Annotated in this window: 14 protein-coding genes; 7 read left to right on the forward strand and 7 right to left on the reverse strand. The window is 47.2% G+C overall.

All coding sequences use genetic code 11. The features are described from left to right. Positions 1–20: 20 nt before the first annotated feature. Positions 21–1,550, reverse strand: coding sequence for a bifunctional phosphoribosylaminoimidazolecarboxamide formyltransferase/IMP cyclohydrolase (purH, locus tag DB398_RS01940; protein WP_108422699.1), 1,530 nt, complete (start codon positions 1,548–1,550; stop codon positions 21–23). Between the two features lie 92 nt (positions 1,551–1,642). Beyond that, complete coding sequence (locus DB398_RS01945) at positions 1,643–2,095, reverse strand: GAF domain-containing protein (protein WP_108422700.1); 453 nt, start codon at positions 2,093–2,095, stop codon at positions 1,643–1,645. Positions 2,096–2,226: 131 nt separating this feature from the next. On the opposite strand from DB398_RS01945, the gene DB398_RS01950 reads away from it, so the two are divergent. The 7 genes from DB398_RS01950 to DB398_RS01980 all read left to right on the forward strand — a co-directional run bounded on the left by DB398_RS01950 (position 2,227) and on the right by DB398_RS01980 (position 12,897). Next, on the forward strand, positions 2,227–2,619 hold the full coding sequence (locus tag DB398_RS01950; protein WP_234415985.1) for an HYC_CC_PP family protein: 393 nt from the start codon (positions 2,227–2,229) through the stop codon (positions 2,617–2,619). Positions 2,620–2,712: 93 nt separating this feature from the next. Further along, entirely contained in the window at positions 2,713–6,450 is a 3,738-nt protein-coding gene (locus tag DB398_RS01955; protein WP_108422701.1) for an efflux RND transporter permease subunit, read from the forward strand. Further along, a complete protein-coding gene (locus DB398_RS01960) occupies positions 6,447–7,667 on the forward strand; it encodes a TolC family protein (RefSeq protein WP_108422702.1) in 1,221 nt (406 codons plus the stop codon). Before DB398_RS01955 ends, DB398_RS01960 begins: the two co-directional genes overlap by 4 nt. A 10-nt stretch (positions 7,668–7,677) precedes the next feature. Beyond that, on the forward strand, positions 7,678–7,980 hold the full coding sequence (locus DB398_RS01965; protein WP_108422703.1) for a heavy metal-binding domain-containing protein: 303 nt from the start codon (positions 7,678–7,680) through the stop codon (positions 7,978–7,980). Between the two features lie 30 nt (positions 7,981–8,010). Further along, the gene (locus tag DB398_RS01970; RefSeq protein WP_108422704.1) at positions 8,011–8,562 is read left to right on the forward strand and encodes a helix-turn-helix domain-containing protein; all 552 of its coding nucleotides are present in this window, start codon (positions 8,011–8,013) and stop codon (positions 8,560–8,562) included. Positions 8,563–8,631: 69 nt separating this feature from the next. Then, on the forward strand, positions 8,632–11,133 hold the full coding sequence (locus tag DB398_RS01975; RefSeq protein WP_108422705.1) for a heavy metal translocating P-type ATPase: 2,502 nt from the start codon (positions 8,632–8,634) through the stop codon (positions 11,131–11,133). 42 nt (positions 11,134–11,175) lie between these two features. After that, the gene (locus DB398_RS01980) at positions 11,176–12,897 is read left to right on the forward strand and encodes an efflux RND transporter periplasmic adaptor subunit (RefSeq protein ID WP_108422706.1); all 1,722 of its coding nucleotides are present in this window, start codon (positions 11,176–11,178) and stop codon (positions 12,895–12,897) included. Positions 12,898–13,190: 293 nt separating this feature from the next. Here DB398_RS01980 and groL read toward each other — a convergent pair whose 3' ends face one another. The 5 genes from groL to DB398_RS02005 all read right to left on the reverse strand — a co-directional run bounded on the left by groL (position 13,191) and on the right by DB398_RS02005 (position 17,132). Next, positions 13,191–14,819: a chaperonin GroEL gene (gene groL / locus DB398_RS01985; RefSeq protein WP_108422707.1), complete on the reverse strand. Its 1,629-nt coding sequence runs from the start codon at positions 14,817–14,819 to the stop codon at positions 13,191–13,193. A gap of 103 nt (positions 14,820–14,922) precedes the next feature. Then, positions 14,923–15,201, reverse strand: a complete 279-nt coding sequence (locus DB398_RS01990) for a co-chaperone GroES (RefSeq protein WP_108422708.1) — start codon at positions 15,199–15,201, stop codon at positions 14,923–14,925. A 146-nt stretch (positions 15,202–15,347) separates the two neighbouring features. Further along, positions 15,348–15,713: a preprotein translocase subunit SecG gene (secG, locus tag DB398_RS01995; protein ID WP_072875682.1), complete on the reverse strand. Its 366-nt coding sequence runs from the start codon at positions 15,711–15,713 to the stop codon at positions 15,348–15,350. A 3-nt stretch (positions 15,714–15,716) separates the two neighbouring features. Next, positions 15,717–16,604: a hypothetical protein gene (locus DB398_RS02000; protein WP_108422709.1), complete on the reverse strand. Its 888-nt coding sequence runs from the start codon at positions 16,602–16,604 to the stop codon at positions 15,717–15,719. 6 nt (positions 16,605–16,610) lie between these two features. Further along, positions 16,611–17,132: an LptE family protein gene (locus tag DB398_RS02005; protein WP_108422710.1), complete on the reverse strand. Its 522-nt coding sequence runs from the start codon at positions 17,130–17,132 to the stop codon at positions 16,611–16,613. Between the last annotated feature and the right edge of the window lie 21 nt (positions 17,133–17,153).

Below are 17,153 nucleotides of genomic sequence, written 5' to 3' on the forward strand. Positions count from 1 at the left end.
TAACGGCTAATGTACTAAAATTAATGTTTAAAATGCCGTGTCCCGGTCATGACCATGGCCATTCCATTTTCATTGCAATAATCAATGCTCAACTGGTCCTTGATGGAACCTCCGGGCTGGATCACGCTTTTGATGCCTGCCTTGTCCGCAATTTCCACACAATCGGGGAACGGGAAAAAGGCATCGCTGGCCATTACGGCACCTTCCAGGTCAAAATTGAAGGATTGGGCCTTGTGAATGGCTTGGTTCAGTGCGTCCACACGTGAGGTCTGCCCAGTACCACTGGCACACAACTGTTTGTTTTTGGCCAATACGATGGTGTTGCTCTTGGTGTGTTTGCACAGTTTGGAAGCGAACAAAAGGTCCTCGATTTCGGCAGCCGTCGGTTTTTTGTCCGTTACCGGGGTCAAGTCTTCTTGAGCATCGGTCTTGGAATCCTTGTCCTGCACCAATACGCCGTTCAAGCAAGTGCGAACTAAAGTTTCGGGCAATTCTATTTCATTCTGGACCAAGATGATCCTGTTCTTTTTGCCTTGTAAAATTTCCAATGCCTCATCGGAATAGCTCGGAGCGATGACCACCTCGCAGAAAAGGTCGTGGATTTCTTCGGCAGTAGGTTTGTCGATTTCAACATTGGAGATTAAAATACCGCCAAATGCGGAAACCGGGTCTCCTGCCAACGCATCCGCATACGCCTGTTTGATGGTGCTTCGTGTAGCCAAACCGCAGGCATTGTTATGTTTGAGGATGGCAAAGGTAGGGTCGTCATTTTTGAATTCACCAATGAGGTTTACGGCAGCGTCCACATCCAAAAGGTTGTTGTAGGACAGTTCCTTACCGTGCAATTTGGTGAACATGGCCTCAAAATCGCCAAAGAAATACCCTTTTTGGTGCGGGTTTTCCCCATAGCGCAACACTTGACCTTTGGTCTCGCTGATTTTTAGCACGGGTGCTGACTGGTCTTTGTTGAAATAGTTGAAGATGGCCGTGTCATAATGCGAGGAAACATTGAAGGCCTTTGCCGCAAAACGTTTGCGGTTTTCCAAAGTGGTGGTTCCGTTTCCTTCGGAGATCACGTTCAAAAAGTCAGCGTAGTCCTCCATGGAGGAAACGCAAAGTACATCCTTGAAGTTTTTGGCGGCTGCCCTGATCAGGGAGATTCCGCCAATATCGATTTTTTCAATGATATCTTGTTCCGAAGCGCCACTGGCTACGGTTTTTTCAAAGGGATACAGGTCCACGATGACAATATCCAATTGGGGAATGTCAAATTCCTTCATTTGGGCCACATCGCTCTCATTGTCCTGTCTGTTCAATATGCCTCCAAAGACCTTCGGGTGCAGCGTCTTCACGCGGCCACCCAAAATGGAGGGGTAGCTGGTCACATCCTCAACCGGCACCACATCAATGCCGAGGTCACGGATAAATGTTTCGGTTCCCCCCGTGGAATAAAGGGTTACGCCCAAGTCGTTCAGTTTTTTTACGATGGGTTCCAGACCATCTTTGTGGAATACGGAAATCAGTGCAGCGGAGGCTTTTTTGGCAGTCATCTTCTGTGTCTTACAATCAATTTATTAAGCGCACAAAATTACCCCTTTTGTCACAAAAAGAAGAGTGGGTTATCAACAAAATAGTGGAAGTTTTACAGAATTTTGGCCACTTCTTGGTTGATGAATTCCAAAAAACGCTCATCGGCCGCTGTAAATGGGTCAGGGGTGTTGGAATCAATGTCAATTTGCCCCACATTTTCACCGTTCACAAAAAGAGGTACCACAATCTCGGCCTTCACGGTGATGCTACAGGCAATATAATTGTCCTGCGCTGTGACATCGGGTACCACAAAATTCTGGTTGCTCACCGCTACCTGTCCGCAAATGCCTTTCCCAAAGGGAATAATGGTATGGTCGGTGGGCGCACCGGCATAGGGACCCAATTTCAGTTCCTGCTTGTCCCCATTTTTGAAATAAAATCCCACCCAATCGTAATAGGGAACATTGCTTTTCAGCAGTTCACAGATTTCACCCAAACGGGTGTCCACTGATTTGTCTTCATCTTTTACGATTTCAAGTATTTTGGGCTCCAACGATTTTAGCATGAGGAATTTTTTTGCAAAGGTATTGAATAGGGGTTTTGTACGACAAAAAAGACGGAACTTACATCTTGAAAAGAGATAAAGTTCTGTTAAGCAAAACAATAAATGTTAATATTTTGTAGTTTTGTACCGTAATGAAGCAGATTCTACATCAGTTCATATTATCCCTAATGGCCCTTTTGGTCTTGGTTTCCACGGTTTCATGGACGGTGGACAAGCACCTTTGTATGGGTCGGGTCATGGACATTTCCTTTTTTGCCCATGCCGATGATTGCGGTATGGACATGGACATGGATATGGAGTCTTCCTGTTGTGATGATGAATCGTTTACCGTCCAGGGACAGGACGACCTTAAAATGTCCTTTGACAATTTCAGTCTGGACCAACAGCTTTTCTTCGTAAGCTTTGTCCATTCCTATTTTTACCTTTTTGAAGCGGAAGCGGAAGAAACCAACGCCTTTGTGGACTACGCCCCACCGCCACTGATACGGGACGTTCAGGTACTGCATCAGACTTTTCTTATTTGATTTAACATAGGTCTTTTTAACCCGATCCAATATGGTCGGGCAGGCTCGTTTGTGCAAGTTTTTGCCTTGGACTAATGCTTAAATCAAATGGTTATGCTGAACAAAAGCATCAAATTTTTAATAGAAAATAAATTAGTGGCCATTTTGCTGCTGGTCCTTTTTATGGGCTGGGGCATTGTGAACGCACCTTTTGACTGGGACACGGGGTTCTTGCCCAAGGACCCGGTTGCCGTGGATGCCATTCCTGATATTGGGGAGAACCAACAGATCGTATTCACCAAGTGGCCCGGCAGGTCACCACAGGACATCGAAGACCAGATTACCTACCCTTTGACCTCTTCCTTGTTGGGGATTCCCGGAGTGAAGACCATCAGGAGCTCTTCAGCCTTCGGGATTTCCAGTATCTATATCATTTTTGAAGAGGAAGTGGAATTCTATTGGAGTAGGAGCCGTATCCTGGAAAAACTGAACTCCTTACCGGACAACCTTCTTCCCGAGGGAGTGAGCCCAGCACTGGGACCGGATGCCACGGCATTGGGTCAGATCTATTGGTACACGCTGGAAGGAAGGGACAAGGAAGGCAATGTGACCGGGGGATGGGACCTGCAAGAACTGCGAAGTGTGCAGGATTACTATGTAAAATATGCGCTGTCTTCGGCCAGCGGGGTATCGGAAGTGGCTTCCATTGGGGGATTTGTACAGGAATACCAAGTGGATGTGGACCCTGAGCTGTTGAAGCAGTACAACATCGGCCTAGATCAAATTGCCAAGGCCGTAAAGCAGAGCAATCGTGATATTGGTGCCCAGACCTTGGAAATCAACAAGGCAGAATACCTGGTCCGCGGGTTGGGTTATATCAAATCTTTGGAAGACCTCAAAAATGCAGTGGTCTCATCCACGGATTATACCGCCATACGCCTTAAGGATGTGGCCCATGTATCCCTTGGTCCTGCCGAACGAAGGGGTATATTGGACAAGGAAGGGGCCGAAGTGGTGGGCGGGGTCGTTGTGGCTCGGTATGGGGCCAATCCATTGGAGGTCATCAACAATGTAAAGGAAAAGATCAAGGAACTGAGCGCTGGACTTCCCTCTAAAGAGTTGAAGGATGGCACCACCTCCCAATTGACCATTGTTCCCTTTTACGACCGCACCGAACTGATACAGGAAACCCTAGGTACGCTCAATGAAGCACTGACCTTGGAAATATGGATCACCATTTTGGTCATCGTGGTGATGGTGTTCAATTTGAGGGCCTCCATTTTGATTTCAGGGCTGCTCCCGATTGCCGTGCTCATGGTGTTCATTTCCATGAAAATCTTCGGTGTGGATGCCAATATCGTGGCCCTTTCCGGTATTGCCATTGCCATTGGCACCATGGTGGATGTAGGGGTGATCCTGTCGGAGAACATCATTCGGCACATGGACGAGAACACGGAAGACCTCCCCATAAACACAGTGGTCTATAATGCGACCTCGGAAGTATCGGGAGCCATTTTAACGGCCGTTTTGACCACCATCATCAGTTTTATTCCTGTCTTCACCATGGTAGGGGCCGAAGGAAAGCTCTTCACCCCATTGGCATTTACCAAGACCATGGCGTTGACGGCTTCCATTATTGTGGCCCTGTTCCTGATTCCACCCTTTGCGGCTATCATCTTCAAAAAGAAAAGCCAAAGCCCATTGCTGAAATATATAGGGAATGGTGCCCTGATCGTCTCGGGCTTGGTAGCCATTGTGTTTGGACAATGGTTGGGCTTGGTTTTGATTGCCTTTGGCGTTTCCGGTATTTTGAAGCTGAAGGAGTTCATTGATGACAAACAAGCCAGTTTGATCAATGTGGCCCTTTGTGTCATTGCCATCATATTCCTATTGGCCGCCTATTGGAGACCATTGGGGTTTGATCGAAGCATCCTGGTCAATTTGATTTTCGTAGGGCTCATCTGCGGGGTTTTGCTGGGAAGTTTTTACCTCTTCAGAAAATATTATAGCAAAATATTGACCTGGGCACTGGAGAACAAGTTGCTCTTCCTTTCCATTCCTACCGTGATTGTGCTGTTTGGATTTTTGATATTGCGCAATACAGGAAAAGAATTCATGCCTTCCTTGAACGAGGGGTCATTTCTGTTGATGCCAACCTCGTTGCCACATGCAGGTGTGGAAGAAAACAAGCGCGTTTTGCAGCAATTGGATATGGCCGTGGCAACGATTCCCGAAGTGGAAACCGTTGTGGGAAAAGCGGGAAGGACCGAGTCTGCCTTGGACCCTGCACCCCTGTCCATGTACGAGAACATTATCCAATACCGTTCCGAGTATGAAAAAAATGCATCCGGGAGTCCACAACGATACAAGGTGAACAAGGACGGTTACTTTGTCTTGAAAAATGAAAAAGTGGCCTTCAACCCGAACAATCCCGTACAGAACGAACAGGATTATGCAGAAAGTCATGTGAGCGATCCTTTAAGTATAGACCGAGCGCTTTTGGTACCTGACACGGATGGGGAATATTTCAGGAACTGGCGTCCAGAGATACAAAGCCCCGATGATATCTGGAACGAAATTGTGAAAGCCACCCAACTCCCAGGAATCACATCGGCACCCAAATTGCAGCCCATAGAGACCCGCTTGGTGATGCTGCAGACCGGGATGAGGGCTCCCATGGGCATCAAGGTGAAAGGTCAGGATCTGAAGGAAATCGAAAAGTTCGGGCTCCAACTGGAGAACATCATCAAAGAGGCGGACGGTGTGAAGGACCAAGCTGTTTTTGCCGATCGTATCGTGGGGAAACCTTATTTGTTGATCGATATTGATCGTGAAAAATTGGTCCGGTACGGCATTGTCATTGAAGATGTACAACAGGTATTGGAAGTGGCCATTGGAGGCATGGCCCTGACCCAGACCGTGGAAGGGCGTGAGCGCTATGCCGTTCGGGTACGATATCCGAGGGAACTTAGGGCCAACCCTACCGAATTGGGCAATATTTACGTTCCTGTGGAAAAAGGAAACCCTGTCCCCTTGAACGAATTGGCCACGATTCGATACGAACAGGGACCACAGATGATAAAGAGCGAGGACACCTTTTTGGTGGGCTATGTGCTATTTGATAAAATGGACGGCTTTGCCGAAGTGGACGTAGTGGAAAATGCCCAAGACAAGATTTTGGAAAAAATCGAGAACGGGGAACTTGTGGTCCCAAAGGGAATCAGCTATCAGTTCACGGGGACCTACGAGAACCAACTTAGGGCAGAAAAAACCCTCTCCGTAGTGGTGCCCTTGGCCTTGTTGATCATCTTTCTGATCCTCTACTTTCAATTTAGATCTGTGGTCACCTCGCTCATGGTGTTTTCGGGAATTGCCGTTGCCTTTGCGGGAGGTTTTCTCATGATCTGGCTCTACGGACAGGATTGGTTCCTGAACTTCAATTTTTTTGGGGAAAACCTAAGGGACCTTTTTCAAATGCACACCATTAACCTGAGTGTGGCGGTGTGGGTCGGGTTCATAGCCCTTTTTGGCATCGCTACGGATGATGGGGTGGTCATGGCCACTTACCTCACGCAGACCTTTGATAGGAATGCCCCTAGTACATTGGAAGACATCAGGAGTTCGGTATTGGAGGCAGGTGAAAAACGTATCAGGCCCTGCTTGATGACCACCGCCACCACCATTTTGGCCCTGCTTCCCGTACTCACCAGCACGGGAAGGGGAAGTGACATCATGATCCCCATGGCCATACCCAGTTTTGGGGGCATGTTGATTGCCCTGATTACCCTGTTCGTGGTACCCGTACTCTATAGCTGGAAAAGTGAATTGCAACTTAAACTGCAGAACCGATGAAAAAGACACTCTCATTGCTATTGTTTTTCAGTGTGGCCCTAGGGACATACGCACAGACTTTGGAAGCCTACCTCAAAGAGGCCGAACTCAATAGTCCGGTGATCCAAGCTTTGGAGCTGAGGTACACTATCGCCAAGGAAAAAGTCATCGAGGTGAACACTTTGCCCAACACCACCATTGGCGCAGGATATTTTGTAAACGAGCCGGAGACGCGGACGGGTCCGCAACGGGCCAAGCTGTCGGTAACACAAATGCTGCCTTGGTTCGGGACCATTACGGCCCGGGAGAACTATGCAAGTTCCATGGCCGAGGCGGAGTATGTGGAAATAGCCATCGCAAAGCGAAAATTGATCTTATCGGTGGCCCAATCCTACTATACGCTATATGCAAACAGGGCCAAGCAGGATGTGCTGGACAAGAATGTTCAACTGTTGGACACCTATGAAAAATTGGCCCTGACGTCGGTGGAAGTAGGCAAGGCCTCGGCGGTGGATGTACTCAAACTCCAGATCAGACAGAACGAGCTACAACAGCAAAAAGAAATCCTGCAACAGCAATATATGGCCGAACAGGCAGTGTTCAACAATCTCCTGAACCGTGAAGAAAGTATATCGGTAGAAGTAGCAGGGGAAATGGATATTCCGGTCGAGGATCCCATTGCCCAAAAAGAAACATTGACCCTGAACCCGGAATTGTTGAAGTATGACCAATTGTACGAATCCGTGGTGCAATCCGAACTGCTCAACCAAAAGGAAAATGCACCAAGTCTAGGCTTCGGGTTGGATTATATTACGGTTTCTGAGCGACCGGATATGGATTTCAGTGACAATGGGAAGGATATCCTGATGCCCATGGTCTCCCTTTCCATTCCCGTTTTCAGCAATAGGGCCAAGTCGGTCACGAAGCAGAACCAATTGCGCCAAAAGGAAATCGAACTTCAAAAAACGGAACGGTTGAATGTATTGGAAAATGCCTTTGCCAAAGCGGTCTCGCAACGGAACGAAGCACGAATTGCCCATGCTACACAAAGCAAGAACCTGCAACAGGCCAAGGACGCCGAAGAGATCCTGATCAAGAGTTATGAAACGGGCACCATTGATTTCAATGATGTGCTGGACATCCAGGAACTGCAATTGAAATTTCAGACGAACCAAATACAATCCATACAGTTGTACTATGTACAATCTGCCATTATCAATTATTTAATTAACAAGTAAATTTAAAACCATGAGAACAATCATTGGAATTACGCTCGTATCGGCTTTGGTACTTACGGTATCCTGCAAAGGAAAAACAGAGGAAGCCAAGGAAACCCCTGCCGAGGCAACCATGGAGCACGAGGGCCATGATATGGAACACGAAGGGCACGACATGGACCATAAGGAAATGGATGCCAAGCAAGGAAAAGAGTACACATCAACGTATGTCTGCCCCATGCACTGTGAAGGAAGTGGTGGCGAAACAGAAGGGAAATGCCCGGTATGTGGTATGACCTATGTGTTGAACGAAGACAAGTCAAACAACGACTAACAAACTCCTTTAACTCCAAAATCATCCAAAATGCACATCAAGGTCAAAAATATGGTATGTGATAGATGCAAAAGCGTCCTGAAAAATGAATTTCAGAAAGCAGGTATTGATGTGGTACGGATTGAATTGGGGGAAGTGGAGTTAAGGGAAGGGGCCAAGGCCCAAATGGAGCATATCCGGGAGATTTTGATACGGAACGGGTTTGAATTGATCGAAGATCAAGAAGACTCCTTCATCGCGAAAATCAAGAACAACTTGATCATTGCCTTGGAAAACAAGATACATCAAAATCTCTCGGATCATCTGTCCAAAAGCATGAAAAAGGAATACTCGGTACTCAGCAAAATGTTCAGTGCCAAGGAAGGCGTGACCATAGAAAAGTATTTCATCCTCCTAAAAATTGAAAAGGTGAAGGAGCAGATCCAAATGGGCAGCAAGACCTTTTCCGAAATTGCCTACGATTTGGACTATGCCAGCAGCAGCCATTTGGCCAAGCAGTTCAAATCAGTGACGGGGATGTCCATGACGGATTATAGGAAAGTACAGCAATGGGACCGTAAATCCCTGGACCAAATTGTATAAAAGAAAACCAGAATTGTGAAAAGCTTTGGACTGGGAATCAGGTAGTTTTGGAAGATAAAAGCAAATAAGATGAAACACACCTATCACATACACGGAATGAGTTGCAACGGTTGTAGGAGCCATGTGGAAGGGACCCTTTCCAAAGTAGAAGGGGTCACTGGGGTGGAGGTGAACCTGGAAAAGGCTGAGGCTGTGATCGAGATGGAGGCCCATATTCCCTTGGAGACATTTCAGGAAGCCTTGAAAAATGATGGTGGACGGTACAGCATACACATGCCGGGGCACCATCATCATCAACCCAAAGAGGAGAAAAAACAACCTGTTAAAAACGGAACGGGCACCTTTTATTGCCCTATGCACTGCGAAGGGGACAAAACCTATGATAAGCCCGGGGACTGTCCGGTGTGCGGAATGGACCTCGTGGAAGAGCAGAACATGTCATCAGCATCCAAGGAAAAATGGACCTGTCCCATGCACCCGGAAGTGGTGGAGGACGGACCCGGTTCGTGTCCAAAATGTGGAATGGACCTAGTGCCTATGGCCCCTGAGACCAGTACTGAGGAAAAGACATACAAGCGATTGCTCAAAAAGTTTTGGGTGGCCTTGGTCTTTACCCTGCCCATCTTTCTGATTGCCATGAGCGAAATGCTGTCCAATAATCCATTGTACCAGCTCATGGAACCAAAATACTGGAACTGGGTGCAGTTCGGATTGTCACTTCCCGTGGTTTTTTATGCCACATGGATGTTCTTTGAAAGGGCCTATCGGAGTATCAAGACCTGGAACCTGAACATGTTCACCCTTATTGGCATTGGGGCCGGGGTGGCCTTTGTGTTCAGTACAGTCGCATTGCTCTTCCCTGATTTTTTTCCAGATCAGTTCAAAAGTGGGTCGGGCACGGTGCATGTATATTTTGAAGCGGCCACCGTCATCCTCACTTTGGTGCTCTTAGGTCAATTGCTGGAAGCCAAAGCACACAGCAAGACCAACAATGCAGTGAAGGAATTGCTCAAACTTTCCCCCAACAAGGCCCTAAAAGTGGTGGATGGGGAAGAAGTTGAGGTGCATATCGATGACATTGAATTGGGCGATATTCTTCGGGTAAAACCGGGAGAGAAAATTCCAGTGGATGGTACCATCACGGAGGGGGAAACCTCGGTGGACGAATCCATGATCACGGGCGAGCCCATCCCCGTGGAAAAACAAGTGGACGACAAGGTCAGCAGTGGTACCATCAATGGCAACCAATCTTTTTTGATGAAAGCGGAAAAAGTGGGGAGCGACACGCTTCTCTCCCAGATCATCCACATGGTCAACGATGCGAGTCGAAGCCGGGCACCCATTCAAAATTTGGCCGACAAGGTCTCAGCCTATTTTGTGCCCGTTGTGGTCCTTGTGGCCGTTGTCACCTTTGGTGTCTGGGCCATTTGGGGTCCACCACCGGCCTATGTCTATGCGTTGATCAATGCCATAGCCGTGTTGATCATAGCCTGTCCCTGTGCTTTGGGCTTGGCTACGCCCATGTCGGTAATGGTAGGCGTAGGGAAAGGGGCCCAGAACGGGGTGCTTATCAAAAATGCCGAAGCCTTGGAAAAAATGGCAAAAGTGGATACCCTTATCATTGACAAAACGGGGACCATCACTGAAGGTAAGCCCACTTTCGACCATATGGGCACTTTTGGTAAAACATATTCCAAAGAAGAGCTGTTGCAATTTGTCATCTCGTTGAACGCGAATAGTGAGCATCCGTTGGCGCAGGCCACTGTAAAATATGGAAAGGAAAATGGCATAGCCGTGTCGAAGACCAAAGATTTCAATGCCGTGACAGGAATGGGGGTCAAAGGAAAAGTCAAGGAAGCGAACCTGCACTTGGGCAATCTCAAAATGATGGAAAAAGCCAAGGCAGAAGTCTCGGATGACATGAAAGCCGAGGTAAAGAAATCCCAAGAAGATGGGAAAACAATATCCTATCTGGCAGTGAATGGGGTGTGCGAAGGGTACATTGCCATTGGCGATAAGATCAAGGAGACCAGTGTGGAAGCCATCAAGGCCATTCAGAAAAAGGGTGTGGCCGTGATCATGCTCACCGGGGACAATGCAAATACCGCAAAAGCCGTAGCGCAAGAACTTGGTTTGGACGATTTCAAGGCGGAAACCTTGCCTGAGGACAAGATGCGGGAAGTGGAACGCCTGCAAAAGCAAGGAAAAGTGGTGGCCATGGCCGGGGACGGTATCAACGATGCCCCGGCACTTGCCAAAAGCGATTTGGGAATAGCCATGGGCACCGGGACCGATGTGGCCATTGAGAGTGCCATGATCACCTTGGTGAAAGGGGACCTGCATGGTATCGTAAAGGCAAGGAACCTGAGCGAGGCCGTGATGAAGAACATCAGACAGAACCTGTTTTTTGCCTTGATCTACAACACCATCGGGGTTCCAGTGGCAGCAGGTGTGCTCTATCCCTTTTTTGGACTGCTGCTCTCACCCATGATAGCGGCCTTGGCCATGAGCTTTAGTTCCGTATCGGTCATCGCAAATGCATTACGTCTCAGAACAAAGTCAATTGATTAAAGATGAAAAGCGCACAAGAAATAATTTTGAAATAAAGTAAACATGAAAAAGGAGAATATTTGGTATATCGGTATCGCAGTGGCCGTTGGGTTACTGATCGGATACTTTGCCTTTGGAACGGGAACTGGCGAAATGGCTTCACCGGATCATGACCATGATGCCGAAATGGCCTCGGAACAAATGTGGACCTGTTCCATGCATCCGCAGATCATGCAGCCCGAACCCGGTGATTGCCCTATTTGTGGCATGGACTTGATACCTGCCCATTCTTCGGGGGAGGGGTTGGCCCAGGCACAGATCAGAATGACACCCAACGCCATGGCCCTTGCAGGTGTGGAAACCATCACGGTTGGGATGGGCAGTTCGGACAATGGAGGACGTGCAAGACTTTCAGGAAAGGTGGCCGTCAACCAAGAATCCGATGCTGTACAATCGGCCTATTTTGATGGAAGGATAGAGAAGTTGAATGTCAATTTTGAGGGCGAGGAAGTCAAAAGAGGACAACTTTTGGCCACCATTTATGCTCCCGAACTCGTTTCTGCCCAGCAAGAATTGATCACGGCCGCCAGTTTGAAATCAACCCAACCGGCATTGTACGCCGCAGTGCGCAACAAGTTGAAAATTTGGAAGTTATCGGATGCACAGATAGACCAAATCGAAAAGTCGGGAGAGGTGCGCCAAAACTTTCCAGTCTATGCGAATGTATCTGGAGTAGTGTCCGGAATTTTGGTAGAGGAGGGAGACTACATCAAAACAGGTTCACCTTTGGTGAGAGTGGCCAACCTGAACACCGTATGGGCCATTTTTGATGCCTATGAAAACCAATTGGCCCTATTTGAAAAAGGGCAGACTTTAAGAGTCAACACCAAAGCCTATCCCAATGAATCCTTTGAGGCCAAAATATCCTTTGTAGATCCCATATTGAACAACAATAGTAGGACCTTGGAAGTCCGTGCTTCATTGGATAACCGAAAGGGACTTTTGAAGCCGGGGATGTTCGTCACAGGGGAAATTGAATTGTCGGGCAATGCAAATGTCGAGACCTTACAGGTTCCTGAAAGTGCCGTACTATGGACAGGAAAACGATCTGTGGTCTATGTGAAACCCAATCCGGATGAAGCTATTTTTGAGATGAGGGAAGTGCAGTTGGGCAATTTGGTGAACGGCAACTATGTGGTCGATTCAGGATTGCAGAGTGGGGAGGAAATTGTGGCGAAGGGAACTTTTACCGTGGATGCCGCTGCCCAGTTGCAAGGAAAAAAATCCATGATGAACCCAAGTGGTGGCGCATCCATGACTGGACATGAATACCATACCGACATGGATTTTCCATCTGACATAAAAAATGATTTTAAAGGAATTTTGGAATATTACCTCAAGTTGAAAGATGCGTTGGTGGCATCCAATCACGGAGAAGCACAACAGTATGCCAAAAAAGCTGCGGAAGCTTCCCAAAAGTTGGCAGAAATGCAAATGGGCCAAAAGGAAAAGACCCATTTTTCCATATTAGCGAACCACTTCTCGGCCTTATCCAAAGAAAAAGTCCTTGTTGGCCAACGGGAAAAGTTTGTCCTTCTTTCCGAACAGATGATTGAGATCGGGAACCAAATGCAGGGCATGGGCCAGACCATTTATGTACAAAAATGTCCTATGGCCAATAAAAATGAGGGCGCAAACTGGTTGAGTTTGGAGAAGGAAATCCGCAATCCATACTACGGGGAAGACATGCTCACTTGCGGGAGTATTGTCCATGTTATCAATTAAAAAGAACTCGAAAATATTTTAGTTAATTTTTAGCCAATAAAAATCTTCGGATTTAAAACTGATATACATTTACTCTAGTTTTTTAATTTATTGACTTATGAAAAACGCAAAGTCAACTGGAAAGTCATCTCCTGCAAAAGCTGCTGCCAAGCCTGCTGCAAAGAAGACTACCCAAGCTACTGGTAAGAAGAAGTAACTTGGTATTTTTTGGTTCTAAGTGAACCATTTACTGGATACAAAAAGAAACGCCCTGATGAAAATCAGGGCGTCCTATTTTTATAGGGTTTGGAACCTTACATCATTCCGGGCATTCCGCCGCCCATTGGAGGTCCAGCTGGGGAATCCTCTTTGATGTCGGTCAACGCACACTCTGTGGTCAAGATCATCCCTGCAACAGAAGCAGCATTTTCCAAAGCGATACGGGTCACTTTCTTAGGGTCGATGATCCCTGCTTGTAGCATGTCCACATACTTGTCGGATTTGGCATCGTAGCCAAAATCTTTTTTACCTTCAAGTACTTTGGCGATCACTACAGAACCTTCGCCACCAGCATTCTCAACGATGGTACGTAAAGGTGCTTCAATGGCCTTGGCAACGATCTGTACACCTGTAGTCTCGTCCAAAGAATCGGTGGTCAGTTTTTCAAGCACTTTTTTGGCCCTTACCAAAGCAACACCACCACCGGCAACGATACCTTCTTCCACAGCGGCACGCGTAGCGTGAAGGGCATCATCAACACGGTCTTTTTTCTCTTTCATTTCCACTTCGGAAGCGGCACCTACATAAAGAACGGCTACACCACCGGCCAATTTGGCCAAACGTTCTTGCAATTTTTCCTTGTCATAATCGGAAGTGGTGGTCTCGATCTGGGCCTTGATCTGGTTTACCCTGGCCTTGATCTCAGAAGCCTTTCCGTTTCCGTTCACGATGGTCGTATTGTCCTTGTCGATGGTCACGGTCTCGGCAGTACCCAACATATCCAAAGAGGCACTTTCCAAAGAGAAACCTCTTTCTTCAGAGATAACGGTACCTCCGGTCAAGATAGCGATATCTTCCAACATCGCTTTTCTTCGGTCACCAAAACCTGGAGCCTTTACAGCGGCTATCTTAAGGCCACCTCTCAACTTGTTCACTACCAAAGTGGCCAAGGCTTGCCCTTCAACATCTTCGGCGATGATCAAAAGAGGTCTTCCGGATTGGGCCACTGGCTCAAGGATGGGAAGGATCTCCTGTAGGTTGGAGATTTTTTTGTCAAAAAGAAGGATATAAGGATTGTCCAGATCGGCAATCATCTTATCGGTGTTGGTCACGAAGTAGGGCGAAAGGTATCCGCGGTCAAACTGCATTCCTTCCACTACGTCCACATAGGTATCGGTACCTTTTGCTTCTTCCACGGTGATCACACCTTCTTTTCCAACTTTGGCAAATGCAGTGGCGATAAGGTCACCGATTGCTTCATCGTTGTTTGCGGAGATAGAGGCCACTTGCTTGATCTTGTCAGAATCGTTGCCCACTTTTTTGGCTTGCTTCTCCAAATCGGCCACCAAGGTCTCAACAGCTTTATCGATTCCTCGTTTCAGGTCCATTGGGTTTGCACCAGCGGCAACGTTCTTAAGTCCTTCTTTTACGATGGCCTGTGCCAAAACGGTAGCGGTTGTGGTACCGTCACCGGCTTGGTCATTGGTCTTGGAAGCTACTTCCTTCACCATTTGGGCCCCCATGTCCTCTAGTGGATCTTCGAGTTCAATTTCTTTGGCCACGGATACACCATCCTTGGTGACTTGGGGTGCACCGAAGGATTTGCTGATGATCACGTTTCTTCCCTTGGGTCCCAAGGTTACCTTAACGGCCTCGGCCAATTTGTCTACACCGCGTTTCAGGCCGTCGCGTGCGTCAATATCGAATTTAATGTCTTTTGCCATTTTACTATTTTTTTGTTTGAAAATTTAGATTCCCCAAAACCCAATTTCTGCATTCCAGATGGGCGAAGGGATTCGTGGTTTCTGGTTTTTTTGGAAAATTGAATTATATGATTGCCAAAATATCACTCTCGCGCATCATCAAATAATCGGTGCCGTCCAGTTTGAGCTCGGTACCGGCATATTTTCCATAGAGAACGGTATCGCCCACTTTTACGGTTATTTTTTCATCCTTTGTGCCAGGTCCCACCGCCACAACGTTTCCTTTTTGGGGCTTCTCCTTTGCGTTGTCAGGGATGATGATACCGGAAGCAGTCTTGGTTTCGGCCTGTAGAGGCTCAATCAATACCCTGTCTGCCAATGGTTTGATGTTAACTTTAGCCATATTTTAAATTTTTAGGTGTTTGTTTTATAAAATTCTCGAAACATTTGGGCAGAAATTATGCCATTGCCCAAAAACTGACATTATGGAAAACAAAAATGCCAGCTTGTCATTCAAGCTGGCATTTTTGTATGCTTTGTCACTATCTACTAGTTAAGGGTGTCCGTAGGATCGACATCCGTGGCAGGAACTTGTTCCGGGATTTCCTCGGGAACAGTTTCAGGAATCGTGGTCTCCGTGTCGTCTCCTTGCAACAACTTGGAATCTGCCTGGCCATAGCTTCCCTTTAGGGAAACATTGGAAAGCAGGATCAACACGATCAGCAAAGTAGCAAGTGTCCAAGTACTTTTGTCCAAAAAGTCACCGGTCTTCTTCACACCTCCCACAACTTGGTTGCCCCCTCCACCGAAGGATGATGACAACCCACCACCTTTAGGGTTTTGGACCATGATGACCAACACCAACAAAAGGCACACGATAATGATCAATATCAAAAAAATTGTAAACGTGCTCATTTCTTATTCTTCTTTTTCTTTCTGGAGGTTCCTCACCGCCTGAATTTGGTCTGCAAAGAAACCACTTTTTTCTGGATATTTCAAACTCAATATTTTAAAGGCTTGAATTGCCTTTTTGTACTTTTTTTGCTCCAGATATACCTTGGCCAAAGTCTCTGTCATCAACTCGTTTTTGTCAAACTTTGTGGACTCTTTGATGTTGACTTTCGGTTTTGCGTTTTCTTGGGGCACTATTTTGGGGTTGTTCTCGATGAACTTGTCCAGCAGGTCAAACTTTTTCTTTCGTTCCAGTTCTTCCATCACATCTTTGCCTGTCTCTGTCTCCTCGGTTTTGGAGGTCAATTGCAGCCATTGGGTGAAGGAGTGTTTTTCCTTTTTGGTGAAAGGAAGGGGCTTGCCCAACTGCAGGTCGGTTTCTGCTTGGGGTTTTTCCTGAACGGGGGTCGATGGTTCCTCGGGCATTTTGGATCTGAACAGTTCCGGGTTCAGGATCTGTTCCGCGTCCTTGATGTTTTGGGGAAGGGCCAGCTCTTCCGCTTCGCCCATCATGCTTTCGGCATTTGGGTTGGGTTCTATTTCCTCGGAAATGGCCTTTTGGTCTTCCAGTTTGGAACCCCGTCCCGCAATGGTGTCCGCAATGTTGTTCTGGATGAATTCCTTGGAAGTGATGTAGTCGAACAGCACATCCCTGTCCGTGGTGTAGGCCGCCGTGGTCTTCAGGGCGTTGTTGTATTTGTAACTGTCCAGATTTTTCAATCCCTTCAAGTGCAAGGCCCTTGCTGCTTGAAAATAGGGATATTCCTCAATGATGTCCTCCAGTTCCCGTGTCTGTTTCGGGGACAGGATGGTGTTCGAGTTTTGAAGAATATGTATAAAATCCGTTACGTTCATACTTAGTTACCAATTGCCCAAGGAAGCATTGAAAATGTCCTGTGTGAGGCGTTCAAATATTTCTTCATGAGCGGCTGCCTGAACGGATGTTAACGAGGCAGCGGCATCAAAATCGTAAAAGAAGGAGAAACGGCGTTCAAAATCCACATCTTCCTTGGTTCTGTTGAAGAACCGTACGTTCACGCTCATGGTCAGACGGTTCTGGGCGGTACGTTGGTCGGAGGTGGCCGTCATCGGAATCACTTTGTACTCTATGATTTCCCCTTCGAACAACAAATCCCCATTGCTTCCGGTTAGGGAAAGACTGGTGAGGTTGTTGATCATATCCTGCAAGGCCAGTGTAAAGTCCCTGTCCAGTCCGGGCACAATGGTGGAGCCAGGGGTCTGGTCGGCATAGTTCTGGAAAAAGTTTACCTGAAAACTTTGTGCTGTCCCAATGTCCGCCCCGGAAAAATTGTAGGCCCCACAACCGGAGAGAAAGAAGACCAATCCCAACAATCCAACCTTTAAGCTAATTTTTTTCTTCATACTGTGTTCAAATAACATCGC

This window comes from Flagellimonas amoyensis (genome assembly GCF_003058265.1).
In the GTDB taxonomy this organism is placed as follows: domain Bacteria; phylum Bacteroidota; class Bacteroidia; order Flavobacteriales; family Flavobacteriaceae; genus Flagellimonas; species Flagellimonas amoyensis.

Coding starts and splice junctions, on each gene's coding strand:
- purH (WP_108422699.1), bottom strand. CDS start 1,550: ATGACTGCCAAAAAAGCCTCCGCTGCACTGATTTCCGTATTCCACAAA.
- DB398_RS01945 (WP_108422700.1), bottom strand. CDS start 2,095: ATGCTAAAATCGTTGGAGCCCAAAATACTTGAAATCGTAAAAGATGAA.
- DB398_RS01950 (WP_234415985.1), top strand. CDS start 2,227: ATGAAGCAGATTCTACATCAGTTCATATTATCCCTAATGGCCCTTTTG.
- DB398_RS01955 (WP_108422701.1), top strand. CDS start 2,713: ATGCTGAACAAAAGCATCAAATTTTTAATAGAAAATAAATTAGTGGCC.
- DB398_RS01960 (WP_108422702.1), top strand. CDS start 6,447: ATGAAAAAGACACTCTCATTGCTATTGTTTTTCAGTGTGGCCCTAGGG.
- DB398_RS01965 (WP_108422703.1), top strand. CDS start 7,678: ATGAGAACAATCATTGGAATTACGCTCGTATCGGCTTTGGTACTTACG.
- DB398_RS01970 (WP_108422704.1), top strand. CDS start 8,011: ATGCACATCAAGGTCAAAAATATGGTATGTGATAGATGCAAAAGCGTC.
- DB398_RS01975 (WP_108422705.1), top strand. CDS start 8,632: ATGAAACACACCTATCACATACACGGAATGAGTTGCAACGGTTGTAGG.
- DB398_RS01980 (WP_108422706.1), top strand. CDS start 11,176: ATGAAAAAGGAGAATATTTGGTATATCGGTATCGCAGTGGCCGTTGGG.
- groL (WP_108422707.1), bottom strand. CDS start 14,819: ATGGCAAAAGACATTAAATTCGATATTGACGCACGCGACGGCCTGAAA.
- DB398_RS01990 (WP_108422708.1), bottom strand. CDS start 15,201: ATGGCTAAAGTTAACATCAAACCATTGGCAGACAGGGTATTGATTGAG.
- secG (WP_072875682.1), bottom strand. CDS start 15,713: ATGAGCACGTTTACAATTTTTTTGATATTGATCATTATCGTGTGCCTT.
- DB398_RS02000 (WP_108422709.1), bottom strand. CDS start 16,604: ATGAACGTAACGGATTTTATACATATTCTTCAAAACTCGAACACCATC.
- DB398_RS02005 (WP_108422710.1), bottom strand. CDS start 17,132: ATGAAGAAAAAAATTAGCTTAAAGGTTGGATTGTTGGGATTGGTCTTC.